Source organism: Polaromonas sp. P1_F4 (assembly GCF_056405675.1).
Genome location: NZ_JBFUBP010000003.1, coordinates 160,794 through 178,317, shown reverse-complemented (window position 1 = coordinate 178,317; position 17,524 = coordinate 160,794). Strand labels below are relative to the sequence as shown.

At 61.0% G+C, this 17,524-nt stretch carries 18 protein-coding genes and 1 pseudogene; 7 read left to right on the top strand and 12 right to left on the bottom strand.

Annotated elements, in window-relative coordinates:
* Nucleotides 1-10 precede the first annotated feature (10 nt).
* Together AC1DYQ_RS08400 and AC1DYQ_RS08395 are read left to right on the top strand one after the other, a co-directional pair.
* Complete coding sequence (locus AC1DYQ_RS08400; RefSeq protein ID WP_477686414.1) at nt 11-1,045, top strand: SDR family oxidoreductase; 1,035 nt, start codon at nt 11-13, stop codon at nt 1,043-1,045.
* Between the two features lie 107 nt (nt 1,046-1,152).
* Nucleotides 1,153-1,410 (top strand): annotated as a pseudogene (locus tag AC1DYQ_RS08395) (TOBE-like domain-containing protein); the annotation flags it as partial.
* A gap of 36 nt (nt 1,411-1,446) precedes the next feature.
* Here AC1DYQ_RS08395 and AC1DYQ_RS08390 read toward each other — a convergent pair.
* From AC1DYQ_RS08390 to AC1DYQ_RS08360, 7 genes are all read right to left on the bottom strand, one after another.
* Nucleotides 1,447-1,878, bottom strand: coding sequence for a DUF695 domain-containing protein (locus tag AC1DYQ_RS08390; RefSeq protein ID WP_477686413.1), 432 nt, complete (start codon nt 1,876-1,878; stop codon nt 1,447-1,449).
* A gap of 100 nt (nt 1,879-1,978) precedes the next feature.
* On the bottom strand, nt 1,979-2,254 hold the full coding sequence (locus AC1DYQ_RS08385; protein WP_477686412.1) for a DUF2277 domain-containing protein: 276 nt from the start codon (nt 2,252-2,254) through the stop codon (nt 1,979-1,981).
* Between the two features lie 461 nt (nt 2,255-2,715).
* Complete coding sequence (locus AC1DYQ_RS08380; protein WP_477686411.1) at nt 2,716-2,946, bottom strand: hypothetical protein; 231 nt, start codon at nt 2,944-2,946, stop codon at nt 2,716-2,718.
* Between the two features lie 100 nt (nt 2,947-3,046).
* Nucleotides 3,047-3,457, bottom strand: a complete 411-nt coding sequence (locus AC1DYQ_RS08375) for a VOC family protein (protein ID WP_477686410.1) — start codon at nt 3,455-3,457, stop codon at nt 3,047-3,049.
* 34 nt (nt 3,458-3,491) lie between these two features.
* The gene (locus tag AC1DYQ_RS08370) at nt 3,492-3,845 is read right to left on the bottom strand and encodes a VOC family protein (protein ID WP_477686409.1); all 354 of its coding nucleotides are present in this window, start codon (nt 3,843-3,845) and stop codon (nt 3,492-3,494) included.
* A 238-nt stretch (nt 3,846-4,083) separates the two neighbouring features.
* Nucleotides 4,084-4,500, bottom strand: coding sequence for a hypothetical protein (locus AC1DYQ_RS08365; protein WP_477686408.1), 417 nt, complete (start codon nt 4,498-4,500; stop codon nt 4,084-4,086).
* 36 nt (nt 4,501-4,536) lie between these two features.
* Entirely contained in the window at nt 4,537-4,863 is a 327-nt protein-coding gene (locus AC1DYQ_RS08360; protein ID WP_477686407.1) for a hypothetical protein, read from the bottom strand.
* Between the two features lie 594 nt (nt 4,864-5,457).
* Here AC1DYQ_RS08360 and AC1DYQ_RS08355 point away from each other — a divergent pair.
* Nucleotides 5,458-5,964, top strand: a complete 507-nt coding sequence (locus AC1DYQ_RS08355) for a disulfide bond formation protein B (protein ID WP_457282726.1) — start codon at nt 5,458-5,460, stop codon at nt 5,962-5,964.
* 19 nt (nt 5,965-5,983) lie between these two features.
* Here the strand turns inward: AC1DYQ_RS08355 and AC1DYQ_RS08350 are convergent, their stop codons facing one another.
* Nucleotides 5,984-6,742, bottom strand: a complete 759-nt coding sequence (locus AC1DYQ_RS08350) for an SDR family oxidoreductase (RefSeq protein WP_477686406.1) — start codon at nt 6,740-6,742, stop codon at nt 5,984-5,986.
* A gap of 232 nt (nt 6,743-6,974) precedes the next feature.
* On the opposite strand from AC1DYQ_RS08350, the gene imuA reads away from it, so the two are divergent.
* The 3 genes from imuA to AC1DYQ_RS08335 are packed head-to-tail and all read left to right on the top strand — an operon-like array spanning nt 6,975 to nt 12,412.
* The gene (gene imuA / locus AC1DYQ_RS08345; RefSeq protein WP_477686405.1) at nt 6,975-7,793 is read left to right on the top strand and encodes a translesion DNA synthesis-associated protein ImuA; all 819 of its coding nucleotides are present in this window, start codon (nt 6,975-6,977) and stop codon (nt 7,791-7,793) included.
* A complete protein-coding gene (locus tag AC1DYQ_RS08340; protein WP_477686404.1) occupies nt 7,753-9,201 on the top strand; it encodes a Y-family DNA polymerase in 1,449 nt (482 codons plus the stop codon). The genes imuA and AC1DYQ_RS08340 overlap by 41 nt, the downstream gene beginning before the upstream one ends.
* Before the next feature lie 7 nt (nt 9,202-9,208).
* Nucleotides 9,209-12,412 carry an error-prone DNA polymerase gene (locus AC1DYQ_RS08335; protein ID WP_477686403.1) on the top strand — a complete coding sequence of 1,068 codons (3,204 nt, stop codon included), beginning with the start codon at nt 9,209-9,211 and terminating at the stop codon, nt 12,410-12,412.
* Nucleotides 12,413-12,488: 76 nt separating this feature from the next.
* On the opposite strand, the gene AC1DYQ_RS08330 is transcribed toward AC1DYQ_RS08335, so the two are convergent.
* Both AC1DYQ_RS08330 and gstA read right to left on the bottom strand, forming a co-directional pair.
* Entirely contained in the window at nt 12,489-13,586 is a 1,098-nt protein-coding gene (locus AC1DYQ_RS08330) for an NAD(P)H-dependent flavin oxidoreductase (RefSeq protein ID WP_477686402.1), read from the bottom strand.
* Complete coding sequence (gstA, locus tag AC1DYQ_RS08325) at nt 13,583-14,191, bottom strand: glutathione transferase GstA (RefSeq protein ID WP_477686401.1); 609 nt, start codon at nt 14,189-14,191, stop codon at nt 13,583-13,585. Before gstA ends, AC1DYQ_RS08330 begins: the two co-directional genes overlap by 4 nt.
* A 125-nt stretch (nt 14,192-14,316) precedes the next feature.
* Between gstA and AC1DYQ_RS08320 the strand changes: the two genes are divergently transcribed.
* Nucleotides 14,317-15,228 carry a LysR family transcriptional regulator gene (locus tag AC1DYQ_RS08320; protein ID WP_477686400.1) on the top strand — a complete coding sequence of 304 codons (912 nt, stop codon included), beginning with the start codon at nt 14,317-14,319 and terminating at the stop codon, nt 15,226-15,228.
* A gap of 55 nt (nt 15,229-15,283) precedes the next feature.
* On the opposite strand, the gene AC1DYQ_RS08315 is transcribed toward AC1DYQ_RS08320, so the two are convergent.
* Nucleotides 15,284-15,763 (bottom strand): response regulator, encoded by a 480-nt coding sequence (locus AC1DYQ_RS08315; RefSeq protein WP_477686399.1) that lies wholly within the window; start codon nt 15,761-15,763, stop codon nt 15,284-15,286.
* Nucleotides 15,760-17,466 (bottom strand): PAS domain-containing hybrid sensor histidine kinase/response regulator, encoded by a 1,707-nt coding sequence (locus tag AC1DYQ_RS08310; RefSeq protein ID WP_477686398.1) that lies wholly within the window; start codon nt 17,464-17,466, stop codon nt 15,760-15,762. The genes AC1DYQ_RS08315 and AC1DYQ_RS08310 overlap by 4 nt, the downstream gene beginning before the upstream one ends.
* Nucleotides 17,467-17,524 lie beyond the last annotated feature (58 nt).

Genomic DNA, 17,524 nt, shown 5'->3' with positions numbered 1-17,524 from the left:
GGGGAATGGCATGAGCAGCAAACAAGACAAATCAAACACAGCACTGGTGCTGGGCGCAACCGGTGGCATCGGCGGGGAAGTCGCGCGACAACTGGAGGCGGCAGGCTGGCAGGTTCGCGCGCTCAGGCGTGGCGAGCCGCGGCCGGGCGAGCAACGTGGCGGCATCACCTGGCTGCGTGGCGATGCGATGAATCCCGGTGATGTCATGGCGGCAGCACAAGGCTGTGGCGTGATAGTGCACGCTGTCAATCCGTCCGGCTATCGTCGCTGGGGCGAGCTGGTGCTGCCTATGCTGGACAACACGATCGCGGCCGCCCGGGCGCAGGGCGCGACCATCGTGCTGCCCGGCACGGTCTACAACTACGGGCCAGACGCATTTCCCAGCCTCCGGGAGGATTCACCGCAACACCCGCAAACGGCCAAAGGTGCGATTCGCGTGCAGCTCGAGCAGCGGCTCAAGGACGCGACCAGCGACAGTGGCCAGGGCTGCTGCCGGGTGATCATCGTGCGCGCGGGGGATTTTTTCGGGCCGGGTGCCGGGAACAGCTGGTTCTCGCAAGGCCTGGTTCGGCCGGGCGTTCCGGTGCGCAGTGTGAAGCTCCCCGGCAAGTCTGGCGTCGGTCACCAATGGGCCTATTTGCCGGATGTGGCGCGTACCATGGTCGCCTTGCTGGCCCGGCGTGACGTTCTGCCTGCATTTGCAACCTTCCATATGAACGGCCAGTGGGACGCCGACGGCCGCCAGCTGGCTGAAGCGATCTGCCGTGTCGTCGCACGGCGCGGTGGCCCTCAGCCGTCTATCAAATCCTTTCCCTGGTGGGCGGTGACCCTGGCCGCGCCCTTTGTTGAGACCCTGCGCGAGCTGCGCCGGATGCGCTACCTCTGGAACACGCCTATACGCATGGACAACGCCGCCCTGGTGGCGGCGCTCGGTGCGGAGCCGCACACGCCGCTGGACATTGCTATGGAGGAAACACTGCAAGGGCTGGGCTGCCTTCCTGCGCATGGCCGGGATTTCAACCACGGTGCTGTCCGCCGTGGCTGAGCAAGTCAAGCTCGGCTTTTGATGTTGTCAGACGCTTCCAGCTGGGTGAGGTCGACTTGGAGGGGAGCCGGATACTGGCTCGTGCCAAACCTTAGCGCCGACCTGGCCCGCACGACCTGGATGTGCAGCGTTATGCGCCGGGCGCCGAAGGCATCGTCGCCCACCTGGAGCGCGCCATCGTGATCGGCCCGATCGCGCGGCTGGAGCTGATTCCCGCGGAAGGCTACGAACAAAAGGGCAATGTCTCGGGCGATTCGATCATCGAGGCCCAGATGACTTCGCAGCAGTTTGCCGAGATGGGCTTGCGCGAAGGCGACATGCTGGTGGTGACGCCGCGTAAGGCGAGGGTGTTTGTGGAGGGGTAGACCCACACCGATAGACGCCGATAAGAAGGGTTAAGACTACGCCTGACCGGGAGCGAGGTCATGAAAGTACAACCAATCAGAGTCTTCGTTGAGGCGAATTTCGATCGGATAGCGCTCGGTCTCTTGTGGCATGGTCGACAGGCGGCCCACGAACTCTTGAGGGCTCTTCACGAAGAAGACAAACTCCCGCTCTCCTCTGCCGGTGACGACAGCAGCAAGCACCGAGGACATGTCCTGCTCCACAGCTCCGACAAGTCGGTCTTCAAATACATGCAGGCGCACCAGCTCTTGCTTGGTGGCAAGACCTACATCGTCTGTATCGTGCATAGACCAAAAGATATTCAAGCGCTTTGGATAGTTTGAGCGAGGAAAGTCTTCTGGGAATTGCCGAAACCGAACAAGATATGGATAGGCGTCAGTATGACCTTCCGCTACAGCCCAAGGGATCTCAGCAAAGGATGTCGACAACTTGACTCCAGGATGGTTTGCGCGAAATCGGCATGGCAGATGGTAACGCCGCGCAAGGCGAGGGCGTTTGTAGAGGGTTGAGGGCCTGAACGAGCGGACGTTACTGACTCGTGCCAAACCTCAATGCCGACCTGGCCCGTGCCCGTTCGGCTTCCACCTCCCGGTTGCGTGGCTCGGCGTTGGTTACCAGTGAGCGGATCAGAACCCGTGCCGAGGCCGCCACCTCTTCCACAGCACGATCGAACGCGGCTTCATTGGCCTTGGAGGGGACGTTGAGGCCGCTGAGCTTTCTGACAAACTGCAGCGAGGCGTCACGGATTTCCAGTTCCGTGGCCGGCGGCTCGAAGTTGAACAGGGTCTTGATGTTGCGGCACATGGCAGCTCCTTGAGACGAAAGTATCGAATTGGGTTACGCCGACAAAGGTACGCAGCTTGAGGATTCGAGAAAAAATTTCATGCGCTGCTGCCGTTCCTCACGTCGGAAGATCGGCACTGACCGGAGGATCAGACGGCGCCCGCCCGGTTTTTTTGGGCACATCATGAAGAACGGGCTTAACCTGCGGCACCGAGTAGACATTGACTCTGTTCTTGTACTTTGCCCGAAGTGCCGGGTGCATACGATCAGGAAAGCTGCAAACCCAGAGTGCAAAAACAGGTCCCACTACGGGAATGAAGGCAACTATCGTCACTGCAACTTTTAAAAGAACGGGATCTTCGCGGCGCCATATCAGGAACGCCACCAGGCATGAGCCCACGGCAGAGGCTCCGAGAGTAATCAGGGCAGGTAGAGGGATGTCAGCTAGAGCCATGTGTCTTGCATGCGCATCGATGCGCTGTTCATGGGTTATTTTGCAGGATCGACTCGATTACCTCAGAGCCTCCAACAATGTCCTCATTTCCGGCGAAGCGCGAGACTTCCATGCGGCCATCTTCGAACACGTCAATCTCAACTCGCTCACCCACAAGGGTCAAGGTGACCAGTATCGTGTCCGGCCGATGTCTTCCGAGCGTGAAATGGATATTCGCGGCTTCAAGTGTAGAAAGCAGCTGAAATAGCGGGTGATTCATGCCGCCTTATTTAATCGCAAATTGGCGATCAAAACCCTATGGGCTCAAAAAAGGAATCACCGCTTACCCCGAATACTTCGGAGTTGACGGCTTTCGGTTTTCAGCTGGCAGGCCTGATCACCACCGACTCCGCCGAAGCCACAAAAGGCCCGTGGTACACCGCCTCAATGTTGTTGCCGTCCGGGTCCAGCACAAAGGCGGCGTAGTAGCCGGGGTGGTATTTGCGCTCGCCCGGCGCGCCGTTGTCGGTGCCGCCTGCGGCCAGGGCGGCTTCGTAAAAGGCTTTGACCTCTGAGTGGTCCTTGGCCCGGAAAGCCAGATGGACATGCGAGGTAGGTCCGTCTGCCTGGTCCATCCACAACTCGTCGGCCGAAAAATGGTCGTCGGCCTCCTGGATGGCACTTTCCTTGTTCAGTGACTTGAGCACGGCACGGTAAAAGCGCTTGCTCGCCGCGAGGTCATGGGCGCGCAGGTGAACATGGTCGATGAGTCGTCCGCGGTGTATTTCCATGGTGGGCTTCCTTGTTCGGGGGTGAAGGATCTGTTCAGCGGATCACGCCGGGCATCAGGGCTTCGGCAATGGCAATGTGGTTGCCGTCGGGGTCGGTGATCATCACTGTCCTGACCTTGTCACTGGACGTTGTATGGCTGGTGTCTATGCCCAGCTTTTGCAGGTACTCGATTTCCGGTTCAAGGTCGTTGACGGCCAGAGTCACCGAGCCTTCGCCGGCGCGTTCGGCCAGTTCATACACCTGCAGGCCGCCGCCGCGCAGGAAATGCCATTCGCCGACTTCTGGCATGGGGCGGCTGGCTTTGGCGTCCAGCAGTTTTTCGTACCAGGGGATGGATGTGTCCAGGTTGCGGACGGCGACACTGGCAAGGGCGTTTTGCACAATCATGGGGGTCTCCAAAAAGATCTATTCCTGAAAATCTACGCCCGCCGGCGCCTCCCAGTTGTAGGACAAATGCTGGCAAATGCGGGTATGACGGGGATAGAGGGCCATCAAAGGCCTATTGCAGGTGGCTTGAAGTTGAGCAAGGTCTTGATGTTGCGGCGCGCAGCGGCTTCTTGAGACCAGGATTTCTGCTCAGAAACGATAGTCGGTGCCGTCGCTAATTTGGTGACAGGGCAACTGGTCAGGTTGACGCCGCGTAACCCACGACCTCTGCCAATTCGCCTTCACGCTCGCGATATTGCTGCAATGACTCATTGATGACATGAATGTGATTTGCAGTCTGATCGTAGCCTGCGGTAGACCACCTGTATTCGCCGCTGAAACGGTAAATATTGAAGAGGATTTCCTCCGGCTCACCCATCAAGGTTGTCGCAAGAAGCTCCCTGATTTCATGAAGAGCTACATGGCGATAACCACCGTGAATGCCAACAAAAAAGACCGGAAATTCATTCTGCGAAATCTCGAAGAGGCGATGCGTTGCCTTGGGGTCAACCTGTGCAATGGCATAAGCTTCGGCAACTTCTTTGGACGACGAGAGGCAAGTGATCCAGGAGTGCGAATTCTTTTTGCCTTGCCAGGTGGTCTCGATGGAAAACATGGGTCTAGCTTGACCTGCGAAGGGTGATGCCTGCAATCATCCGCATTCTGCAGTGGCATGAGACTCAGCTGCGCACACAGGCTGCGGCAGAAGTAAAAAACTGGCGACAAGCAGCGTTGCCCCAACCAATGCCCGGAGTGACCACGACAACTTCATCAAAACAAAACCGAGAGTGATCAACATGGCCAGAGCCATGCCCCCAAACACAATGCCAACGGCGGCACCCTGAAGCGAACTGCCGCATAACGCCACCGCGTAGCCCGCAGCAAGCAAAGACGCAACCAGCGCCGCTACGCCAGCAATCGCTGTTGCCGCGATCTTGCTGGCGAGTAAGAGGTGGGGATGAATGAGCATGACGGTCAAGGTCTAAATTCAGCGGCGCTCAAGGAGGATGGAATAAATTGTCAGGTTATTCATCATGGGGGTGGTATTCCGTTCCATCGCCAGGAACATAAGCAGTCACACCATGTTTACGCTGCAATTCACCCACAAGATCACCAACCATCTCACCGGCAGAAAAAACACACGCAAGGACAAGGTGGCAAGGGGAGCGATCTATCCTGCAACTCCATGGGCTAAATGTCGCGTCATCTATCTTGTCTAATGGAACGTCGTCAATCTCTGGATGTCTCGCAACGAGTTCTTCATAAAAAGCATCGATGGATGGGGTGTAAGTCCGGAAAGATCACCTTCCACCAAACGTGCATACAACTTACCGGCAGCCGCATCACCAATAGGCCTCTCGGTTCGCCAGATAGCTATGTCAAGACTCATGTATTTATGGTGGAAGCAGGTTGAACCGAGACACGCACCGCGAAGCGGCCTTTTGCGTGGTTTATATCAGTATTCTCCGAGGAGAATACTGACGGGATTTTCCTGATCAGGGAACTTATCCCTTCCTAAACGCCCGAACCCCTGGACAATTCATAATTCATCCAGAAAAAAGAGGGCTCCCTGATGTTTTTGACATATTTCGACGCCATGCCGCGCCGCATGCTGGCGCTGATCGCCGTGGCCTGCGTGGCCATGCTGGCCTTTGGCCTGTACCTGCAGCATGTGGTGGGCCTGGAGCCTTGCCCGATGTGCATCGTGCAGCGGTATGCGCTGGTGCTGGTGGCGGTGGTGGCGGGCGTGACGGCCATCGCCAAAAGCCGGGGCCTGCTGATCGCCGGTTCAGGCCTGATGGTGCTGCTCTCGGGTTTTGGTGCTTTTGTGGCGGCGCGCCAAAGTTTCCTGCAGTGGTATCCGCCTGAAATTGCCTCTTGCGGCCGCGACTTCTACGGAATGATTGAAACCTTTCCGCTCAAACGCGCCATTCCCATGATCTTCAAGGGCAGCGGCGACTGCACCAAAATCGACTGGACCTTTCTGGGCGGCTCGATTGCCAACTGGTCTTTCCTGTGTTTTGTGGCTATTGCGGTCGTGGGCTTGCTGCTGATCGCACGCCAGGCGCGCAAGCGGTAAGACCGCGCGCCTTTGCGGATCAGGCGATCGTCAGCCCGCCGTCGAGGATGAATTCACTGCCAACGGCATAAGTGGATTCGTCCGAGGCCAGAAACACCACGGCCTTGGCGATCTCGATGGGCAAGCCAAACCGGTGCGCCGGCGTCAGCGCAACCAGCCCGTCCTTCATTTGCTGCAAGGCCTCGGCAGGCAGGCCCAGCTTTTCATAAATAGGCGTGGTCACGGTGCCAGGGCTGACGACGTTGACCCGGATGCCCCTGCCGATCAATTCCCCCGACAGCGTTTTGGCCAGCGAAATCATCCCGGCCTTGGTGGCCGAATAGACGCTGGAGGCGGGCATGCCCAGGTGCGCATTCACCGAGGCGTTCAGGATGAGGGAGGCCGGGTTGGCCAATGTGCCCAGCAAAGCCTGCAGCAAAAAGAAGGGCCCCTTCAGGTTGACGGCCATGGAGCGGTCGAAGGCAGCCTCGTCCCACGCATCAAGCGGCATGAAGACGCCGATGCCCGCATTGATGAAGGCCACATCAAGTTGCCCAAAAGAGTCTTTCACCCGTTGAGCCAGTTTTTTCTGCTCTGCCAGATTGCCCGCGTCGGTCTTTGAGAAGCTTAAGAAGTGGGCGTCGCTGCCGAGCTGCCGGCGCGCTTCGTCCAGTGATTCGTCGCTGGATCCGGTCACCATGACCCTGGCTCCTTCGGCCAAAAACTGTTTGGCCGTTTCAAGGCCGATGCCCGAAGTGCCGCCTGTAATCAGCGCACGTTTGTTCTGCAGTCTGTTCATCAAATTTCCTGGAATGAGGTAGCAAGTACCGGTGGTCCAAGCGTAGGAGGGGCCGATGCCCGGCGCTGGCTGGTTCCGGACATGTGTTTCAGGCTGATGAATCTGGGGGTCTGCTTTTTACTTCGGCTTGCCTGGCGTGTTGGGTGGGGTGAATACCCCTTATTTGCCAGGATCTGAATCAGCAATATACTGTACATAAATACAGTATTTATCCAGATTTGAATCCCTCGCCATGCTTTCGCCAACACTCGTGGACCGCGCCTTGCCGGACTTCGCCAACGCCAATGTATGGCGCGCCGGCGAACTGGGCAGCGCAAGCCTGCGGACCCTCCCCACGGGCTATGTGGCGCTGGATGCTGTCTTGCCCGGCGGCGGCTGGCCGCAGGGGGCGCTGGTTGAGGTGATGCAGCCGCAGGCCGGGCTGCATGAATGGGGCCTGATGGCGCCGGCACTGGCAGCCCTGCAGGCAGAGACGCCCGGCGGGCTCACCGTGCTGGTGGGCGCGCCCTGGTTGCCTTTTGGCCCGGCGCTGGGCGCGCGCCGGCTCAACATGCAACGGCTGCTCAGCGTGCACGGCAAGCCGGGTGATGCACCTTCGCTGCTGTGGGCCACGCGTGAAGCCCTGCAGTGCGCCGACGTGCACAGCGTGCTGGCATGGCTGCCGGATGCGCGCAGCGCGCATCTGCGCCGCCTGCAGATTGCCGCGCATGCGCACCACAAGTTGCTGTTTGTGTTTCGGCCGCCGCGAGCTCAACATGAATCGTCACCTGCGCCGCTGCGCCTGCTGCTGGAAGGCGCCGTGCAGGAGGGCGGCAACCTGCTGGTCCACGTGCTCAAGCGCCGCGGCCCGCCACTGGCTGCGCCGGTGCTGCTCGACACCCGGCCCGCCCGGCTGTCAGCGCTGCTGGCAGCCAGCCGCGACAGGGCCCGGCAAAAGCGGGAAGAGCTTGCGCCCATCCTGCTGCCGTCACTGGTTTCGCTGCCTGTCACCTCACCCCGGAGCCCCATCCATGCGTTGCTGGATCGCATTGCGCATCTCGACCACCACTGATGCGGTGCAGCCATGGACCCAGGACGCCGCTGCCCTGCAGCGCGCGGTGGCCAGCCTGGCGCTGGGCTTCACGCCGCGCGTGGCGCTGGTGGATGAAGCGGTGCTGATGGACGTAACGGGCAGCCTGCGCTTGTTTGGCGGGCTGGCGCGGCTGATGCAGCTGCTGGCGCAGAAAATTGAGCTGTTTTTTGAATCAAATCAGGTTGTAGCCCTTATGGAACGGGCGCAAGGTGCTACATCTTTGATAGCGATCGGGCGGCTTCGGCTGCAGCAGGATCAGGCTGGTGCGTTGAAAAAACGCGTGGCCGACCTGCCCATGCACACGTTGACGGCGGCACGCCCGCACCTTGGTGTGCTGGAGCGCATTGGCTGCCGCAGCTGGGACGACTTGCTGCGCCTGCCGCGTGACGGCGTGGCCCGGCGTTTTGGCGCGGAACTGCTGGAGGCGCTGGACCGCGCCCGCGGCACCGTAGCCGACGACTACGCGTGGCAAGTGCTGCCCGAACACTTTGAGGAAAAACTGGAGCTCAATGCACTGGTCACCCATGGCCCCGCGCTGATGGCGGGCGTTGATCGTTTGCTGGTTCACCTGCACGCCTGGCTGCTGGGGCGGCAGAGCGGGCTCTGCGCCCTGAAAATCATCTGGCACCTGGACAAACGCCGTGATGTGGCGCCGACTGGCGAGCTCGAGATTCGCACCGCCCAGCCCGCACAAGACTTGCGTCACGTGGCGCGCCTTATCTCAGAACACCTGGCGCAGCAAAAGCTGCCGGCGCCGGTGCACAGCCTGACGCTGCAGTCGCTGGCCACCGAGCTGCTGGCCGACTCGGCAGCCGCCACCGGCAGCCTGCTGATGGAAGCGCGCCGGCAGGGCGACAGCGTGGTGGAACTGGTCGAGCGGCTCAGCGCCCGCCTGGGCGATGCCCATGTGCAAGCCTGGCAACCTTGCACTGACCACCGGCCCGAGCTGATGCAGCGCTGGGTGAGCGCCCGAAGTGCTATTAAATCAATAGCTGCTTGCGCACAGCCACCGGGCGCCAGAGGCATAAAACACTTGCAAAAAGACGCTTCCCCGGTTTTTCCGAAGGCCCGGGCTGAAGCCTTGTACCCGGCCTGGCTGCTGCCCGAGCCTTTGAGGCTGCAAGCTGCAGGCAACAGCCCGGTGTACCAGGGCAAGCTGACGCGCCTGGCCGGGCCGCAGCGGCTGGAGGCTGCCGAATGGTTGCTGGCTGACCGCGACAACCGCAGCGCTGAGCCGGGCCTGTGTGAAAAGCCGTGGGCGTTTCGCGACTACTACATCTACCGCAGCCAGCAGGGCGGCTTGCTGTGGGTTTACAGCGAAAGGCTGGGCTCCGCCGCCCAGGCCGGCCGGCAGCGCACCTGGTATTTGCACGGTTTTTTTGCCTGAGGCCCGCATGCCTGCCTACGCGCTTCCCGATTACGCCGAGCTGCACGCGCTGAGCAACTTCAGCTTCCAGCGCGGCGCCTCGCACGCGCAGGAGCTGGCCGAACGCGCTTCCGAGCTGGGCTACAAGGCGCTGGCCATCACCGACGAGTGTTCGGTGGCGGGGGTGGTCAGGGCGCATGAGGTGGCAAAGGAGATGGGCCTCAAGCTGCTGCCGGGCGCGGAATTTTTGGTGCAGGCGCCCGATGCCTTCAGGCTGGTGGTGTTGCCCCACAACGCCGTGGGCTGGGGCAACCTGTGCGAGTTCATCACCGAAGCCCGCAAAGCGGGCGACGTGGTGGAAAAAGGCAGCTACCGCGTCGCGTTGGGCGAGACGGATTTCTCCCGGCTGGGGGATTGCGAAATTTTGCTGGCGCCTTTGCATGAAGTGGGCGCGGGTGCTATCAATACAGAAGCGCTTTTCGCCCATTGCGCCTGGGCTGCAGGCCTTTTTGGCATCAATGCCTGGCTGGCGGTGGAGCTGCTGCAGGGCCTGGACGACGCGCTGCGCCTGCAGCAGCTGCAGGAAGTAGCCCGGCGCACCGGCATACGGCTGGTGGCGGCCGGCCATGTGCTGATGCACAAGCGCTCACGCAAGCCGCTGCACGATGTGATGACCGCCATCAAGCTGGGCAAACCGGTGCATGAATGCGGCTTTGCGCTGCAGCCGAATGCCGAAGCGCATTTGCGGCCGCGCATGCGCTTGGCCGAGATTTACCCCGCCAGTCTGTTGCGTGCCACGCTGGAAGTGGCTGCGCGGTGCAATTTCACTCTCGATGAGATTCGCAACCTGTACCGCTACCCGCAGGAAGACATGGTGCCGGCCGCCGAAACGCCTTCGCGGTGGCTGCGGCGGCTGACCTGGCAGGGCGCCCATACCCGCTACCCGCATCACATACCGCACAAGATCAGGCGGCAGCTGGGCTTTGAGCTGGCGCTGATCGAAGAGCTTGAATACGAGATGTTCTTCATCACCGTGCACGACATCGTGCGGTTTGCGAGAGAGAAGGAAATCCTTTGCCAGGGGCGTGGCTCGGCGGCCAATTCGGTGGTGTGTTTTTGCCTGGGCGTCACGGCCGTCAACCCGGCGGAAAGCAAGCTGTTGTTTGAGCGTTTTATCAGCCGCGAACGCAGTGAACCACCCGACATCGACGTGGACTTCGAACATGAACGGCGTGAAGAAGTCATCCAGTACATCTACGGCAAATACGGCCACGACCGCGCCGCCATTGCCGCCACCGTCATCAGCTACCGGCCGCGCAGCGCGATCCGCGATGTGGGCAAGGCGCTGGCAATGGCGCCTGAACTGATTGACCTGTTCGCCAAAGAGCATTTCTGGTTTGACGGCAGCGAGGTGCTGCAGGAGAAACTCAAGGAAGCCGGGCTGGAAGGCAGGGAAGGGCCGGTGCTGCAATGGTTTGACCTGTCGGCGCAGCTCATCGGCTTTCCGCGCCACCTGAGCCAGCACGTCGGCGGTTTTGTGCTCACCCAGGGCAAGCTCACGCGGCTGGTGCCGGTGCAGCCGGCCTCAATGGAAGACCGCCGCATCATCCAGTGGGACAAGGACGACCTGGAGGCCATGGGCCTGCTGAAAGTGGATGTGCTGGCGTTGGGCATGCTGTCAGCCATCCGGCGCTGCCTGGACCTGGTGAACCGGACACGGGGCAGTCAGCTGGAGATGCACCAGGTCGAGCCGGACGACACGCCCACCTACGACATGATTTGCGAAGCCGACACGGTGGGTGTTTTCCAGATTGAAAGCCGGGCCCAGATGTCCATGCTGCCGCGTTTGCAGCCGCGCAATTACTACGACCTGGTGGTGGAAGTCGCTATCGTGCGGCCGGGGCCCATCCAGGGCGGCATGGTGCACCCGTACCTGAAGGCACGCGATAAAAAGCGGCGGGGCGAAGACGTCGTGCCGGAATACCCGGCGCTGAACCCGGCCCTGGAACGCACGCTGGGCATCCCGATCTTCCAGGAGCAGGTGATGCAGATCGCGATGATCGCCGCTGACTTCACACCGGGGGAGGCCGACGATTTACGCCGCTCCATGGCGGCCTGGAAGCGCAAGGGCGGGGTTGACCGCTTTCATGGCCGCCTGGTCAATGCCATGGTCAAAAACGGCTACAGCGCCGAATTTTCAGAGCGCATCTTCAGTCAGATATTGGGCTTCGGCGACTACGGCTTTCCGGAAAGCCACGCCGCCAGCTTTGCCAAGCTGGTTTATGTGAGCTGTTGGCTCAAGCGCCACGAGCCGGCCTGCTTTCTGGCGGCCATGGTCAATTCGCAGCCCATGGGTTTTTACACGCCGTCCCAGCTGGTGCAAGACGCTGTCCGCCACCAGGTGGAGGTGCGCGCAGTGGACGTCATGCACAGTGAATGGGACTGCACGCTGGAGCCGCAGGGTGTGCTGCCTGCGGGGACGCAGCCGGCGGTGCGCCTGGGCCTGCGCCTGGTGGCTGGTTTGCGCGAAGAGGCCGCCATCCGTTTGGTGGAGGCGCGGGCACAAGCGCCTTTCATTTCGACGGAAGACCTGGTGTCGCGCGCCCAGCTGGGTACGCTCGAAATCAACGCGCTGGCCGCCGCCGATGCCCTGCTGCCGCTGGCGGGCCACCGGCGCCAGCAGGTCTGGGAAGCTTCAGCCATCAAACTGGCGCCGCGCCTGCTCAAATCGGTACCCACGCACGAAACGCCGCTGGCCTTGCCCGACACGCCCGAGGGCGAAAATATTTTGTTCGACTACCAGGCCACGGGCCTCACGCTGCGGCGCCACCCGGTGGCCTTGCTGCGGGAACGGCTGTCACGCAGGGGCCTGCTGAGCGCCAGCGAGCTTAATGCCTTGCCCGACGGCGAAGAGGTGGCCGGCTGCGGCATCGTCACCGTGCGCCAGCAGCCGCAAACCGCCAAGGGCACCATCTTCGTCACGCTGGAGGATGAAACCGGGCCGGTCAATGTGATCATCTGGAAATCGCTGCGCGAAGCGCAACGCGGCGAGGTGTTGCACGCCCGGCTGCTGGCGGTGTACGGTATATGGCAGCGTAGTGAAGAGCAGCGCAGTGAAGAACGCGGCAGCGCCAAAGGTTATGGCGCGGTGCGCAACCTGGTGGCGCACCGGCTGGAAGACCTCACGCCGTTGCTGGGGCGGCTGGGCACATCGAGCCGCGATTTTCATTGAGGCGACGGCACCTCAATCAGGCACCTTCAGTCAATCCATCGTCATGCGCGGTCATCAGACAAATCCTGCTTGAAGGTCAGACTGACCCGGCAACCCGCTTTAGCGCGTCGTCGGTTTGCTGCTGCAGCGCCACCATCAGCGAGCCGGCATCCCGGTGCTTGAGCAGCGGTGCGGCCTGGCCGGACCAGAGCGACATCAAGTCTGTTCTGCCTTGGGCAATAGCAGCCGGTTTCAACTGGCCGGTCAGCCAGTTCTGGACCGGGTAGGGCGCAATACCTCCCTCGTGCGCCTTCAACTCGTTCATGAAACGGTTTTCAATGCCGCGCGCCAGGCGCCCGCTGAAGGCGCGGGTGAGGGCGGTGTGCCTGGCGTCGGCGCTGAATAACTTTTCGCGGTGGATGTCGCTGGCGGATGACTCAACACACGCCAGAAAAGCCGTGCCAATCTGCACACCCTGGGCGCCCAGCGCCAGGGCTGCTGCAATGCCGCGCCCGTCGGCAATGCCGCCTGCCGCAATGACGGGGGCCTTGATCGCGTCGACCACCTGGGGGATCAGCGCCAGTGTGCCGGTGAGCGAATTTTCGGCCGGGCGCAGAAAGGACACGCGGTGCCCGCCAGCCTCAAAGCCGGTTGCCACCACCATGTCAACGCCGGCGCTGTCGAGCGCTATTGCCTCTTCAGGCGTTGTCGCGGCGCCCAGTGTCACGATATCAAGCGCCTTGCATTGGCGCAGGATCTCCGGCGACGGGATGCCGAATACAAAACTGAACACGGCGGGCCGGGCTGCCAGCAGGCCCTGCACCTGGTCTTCGTAGCGCGGACTGAAACGCTCCGGCCGGGTTGGCAGGGGTTCACCGAGCTCCTTGAAGTAGGGCGCGAGCAGCGCCAGGTGCTGCCCGAACTGTGCATCTGTGAGCGGCGGGTCCTCGCTCTTTTCATGCGGCACCCACAGGTTCAAGGCGAAAGGACGTTTTGTTTTGAGGCGTATGGCCTGCACCGTCTTTTCAATTTGGGTGCCTGTCAGGTGATGCACGCCAAATGAGCCCAGCCCACCGCTTTCGCAGACCGCCGCGGTCAGCGCCACCGAGGAAAGGCCGCCGCCGAAGGGACCTTGCACAATCGGCGCCGTCAAGCCCAGCCTTTGGGTCAGGGCTGTGGTTTTCCAGCGGATCATGCCAGCAGCCCTTCGGCCTTCAGGGCCTCGCGCACGGCGGGCCGGCCAGCCACGCGTGCCAGGAAGTCCTGCAGGTGCTTCAGGTCTGCCAGGTCCAGCGACACGTACTTGGCCCAGCCCGTCACCGCAAACAAATAAGCATCGGCCACGGTGAAGGACTGGCCGAGCAAATAGTCTTTGGATTGCAGCTGGGTGTTGACCCATTCGTATTTTTTGCGCAGAACGCTGGCCAGGGTTTTTTTGGCGCTGCTGTCCAGGTCCGGGTTGAACAATGGCGTGAAGGTTTTGTGCAGCTCCGAGGTGATGTAGTTCTGCCACTCCATCACGCGGTAGCGGTCCATGCTGCCGGCGGCCGGGAGCAGGTCGGCGCGGCCCGCCTTGTCGGCAAGGTATTGGGCAATGATGGGGCCTTCTGTCAGGCGCTCGCCGCTCTCGAGCTCCAGCAGCGGCACTGCACCCTTGGGGTTGATGGCGTAGTAGTCGGCCCCGTCTGCGGTGGTGTGGGTGCCTGTGTCAACTTTTTCAAGTTTGAACGCCTGCCGGGTTTCCTTCAGAACGATGTGGGGAGCCAGTGAGCAGGCGCCGGGAGAGAAAAACAGTTTCATGGGTTCCTTGGACTAGGTGGGTTGGGAAGGCCTCATGCTATTGATGATGTCTGGTGAGATAAATGGAGGTTGATTAACTTCATAAGTTACATGGTGTAATAGATAATCCACGGAAAATCAAAACCATGAGCCGTCAATTCGATGATCTTCAGCTGGGAAGCATTGAGCTTTTTTGCCTTGCGGCAGAGCTCAGCAGCTTCACGGCGGCGGCAACCAGTGCCGGCCTCACGCCCGCTGCCGTGAGCCGCTCGGTGTCGCGCCTGGAGGAAAGGCTGGGCGTGCGGCTCTTCACACGCACGACGCGGCATATACGGCTGACCGAAGCCGGCCGCGCTTATTTTGAGCAGGCGCGGCAGGCCCTGGGGCAGCTGGTGGAAGCCGAGCGCGAAGCCACGGGTCAGCAATTGGTGCCCGCCGGCGTGCTGCGTATCAGCCTGCCCACGCCTTACGGGCATTACCGCGTGCTGCCGCTGCTGCCGGCTTTTCGAGCCCTTTATCCAGCAGTGCAGGTCGAGGTCAACCTGAGCAACCGCAATGTCAACTTTGCCGACGAGGGCTACGACCTGGCCATACGCGGGCGCGCACAGCCCGACTCAGGCCTGGTCGCGCGCAAGCTGGAAGATGCGGCGCTGGTGGTGGTGGCTGCGCCCTCGTACCTGCAGCAGGCGGGAACCCCAACCTCGCTGGAGGCCTTGCAGCAGCATGACTGCATCCAGTTTTTGTTGCCCAGCAGCGGTCAGAAAATTCCATGGCTGTTCAGCGATGCAGGCAAGGAGCTGGAGGTGGCAACCAGCGGTGGATATTGCTGCTCAGAAGACTTGCTGGGCGGGGTGACGCTGGCCCGGCATGGCGCGGGCCTGCTGCAGACTTACCGTTTTATCGTCGAAGAAGACTTGCGCCAAGACCGGCTGCAAGAGGTGTTGCAGCCCTTTGCGGGGCGGTCACGGCCGTTTTCATTGCTATACCCGCACGGGCGGCACGTGCCCTTGCGGGTGCGCTTGTTCATCGACTTCCTGCTTGAAAAGCTCAAGCAGTAAATGCGGGCCGCAGACTAGAGGGATGGGCCTGGCCGCCTGGTCCAGCCAGACGCTATTAGCGGCTTCGCGCTTCGTCGGTTTCTGCGGTGCTCTGCTGCATGGCCAGCTCCAGCAGCTTGCTGTAGTTCTCCAGCTTTTTATACAGCAGGCGCACTTCCAGCGCATTGTGGATGCGCGTCTTGACTTCGACCAGGTCAAACGGTTTGCTGATGAAATCCTTGGCGCCGGCCTGCAAGGCGCGCAGCTTGTGGGCCGGCTCCGCTGTCAGCACGATGACAGAGAGGTATTTGTCATGCCTGTCTTCCTTGAGCGCCTCCATCACCTGGAAGCCGTCCATGCCGGGCATTTTCAGGTCGAGCAGGATCAGGTCGTAGCGGTGCTCTGCGTGCAGCGCGGCTACCTCCGGCGAATTCATGGTGGACCTGACCTGGGTATAGCCGGCGCCTGCCAGCAGCTGCTCGAGTAACTGCACATTGACGGGCTGGTCGTCCACCACCAGGATGCTGCCGTTCAGGATGTCGAATTCGGTGTTCATGCGGTTTTTTCCGGCACGGGGGCCTGCATGGACTTTGTTTTGGAAAATGCCAGCGCCAGGTCCAGGGTGTCCATGAACTCATTGATCCTGATGGGCTTGGTGAGGTAGCGAAAGAAGCCGGCTTCCATGCCTTTTTCAATGTCACGGGGTATGGCATTGGCGCTGAGCGCCACCACCGGAATGTGTGCAGTCAACGGATCGGCACACAGAATCTGTGCCGCCTTGATGCCGCTGATGCCCGGCAGGTTGATGTCCATCAGGATGATGTCCGGCTGCGAGGCTTTGGCCATCGCGATGCCGCTGATGCCGTCACGGGCCGACAGCAGCCGGATGTCGGAGCGGCGCGCGATGAGGTCTTCCACCAGCATCAGATTGGCAGGGTTGTCTTCTACGTACAGAAGTGTATGGGCACGTGGATCGGTAGCCACCTGGCTTTGCAGGATCGGTGCCAGGGCTGCCAGCGCTGTTCGCAATGCAATTTCGTCGGTCACGTCCATTTCAATCCAGAACACACTGCCTTTTCCGACAACGCTCTCGACGCCGATGACGCCACCCATCAGCTCGATCAGGCGTTTGGTCATCACCAGCCCAATGCCCGTACCTTGTTCGGTGGTGGCTTGCTGGCCCAGGCGGTTGAAGGGCTGGAAGAGCTGCTCGATCTTGGCAGGGCTCAGGCCTTCGCCCGTGTCTTCAATGCAGATGCGGATGCGCTTTTGAGGCAGATCCACGCAGTTGATCAAGACCGTTCCACTGCTGGTGTTGTACTTGATCGCGTTCGACAGCAGGTTGATCAGAACCTGTTTAAGCCGCGTGCGGTCGGCACTCACGAAGCAGGGCACAGGGAATTTCGGAAAGGTCACGGTAATGCCGCGTTTGCCGGCCTGTGACTCGATCAGGGTCTCGCATTCAAGCATGACCTCGGCCAGCGACACAGGTTCCAGCGACAGCGACAGCTTGCCGGACTCGATCAATGCCAGATCCAGGATTTCGTTGATGAGTTCCAGCAGGTACCAGCCGGCCTGGAGGATCTGGTCCACACTGCGTTTTTGCGAGGGCGTTGGCTGGGGCGTGCCGGATTCGATCAGCTGCGCAAATCCGAGGATGGCGCTGAGCGGTGTGCGCAGCTCGTGGCTCATGCTGGACAGGAAGTCCGATTTGGCGAGATTGGCCTTCTCGGCCACGGCCATCGCTTCCTTCAGGGCCACTTCGACCTGCTTGCGTACCGAGTTGTCGGTGCCGATCAGCAGGTAGCCGATGATGGTGCCGAAATCGTCGCGCAATGCGGTGATGGACACGATGGCCGGAAAGCGGCTGCCGTCTTTACAGATATAGGTCAGCTCGTAAATGTCTTCGATGCCGCGCGAGGCCTTGAATGCAAGTGCCTCGAAGCCGGGCGTGATGGTGGTGGCGAGCTCCAGGCTCAGCGCCTGGGCCCGGGCCATCACTTCCTGCGGATCATGGATGTCGCTGGGGTTGATCTTGTTGACGACTTCAGCCGCCATATAACCCAGCATGCGTTCGGCACCGACGTTGAAGAGCTGGATGATGCCTTTTTCGTCGGTTGCGATGATCGAGAAATTTTCGCTCGTCAGGATGGCCGTCTGCAATGCGCCTGTCTTGAGCAGTGCTTCCTGGCGCTTGACCTCTATGCCATCGGCTTTGGCAATGGCGTCAAGAACGCTCAGGCTGGTAATAGGTGACATGGGCCATGTTTCTGTAAAAGTAACGACGACCCTGCGAAGCGCCGGCTATGGGCGGCAC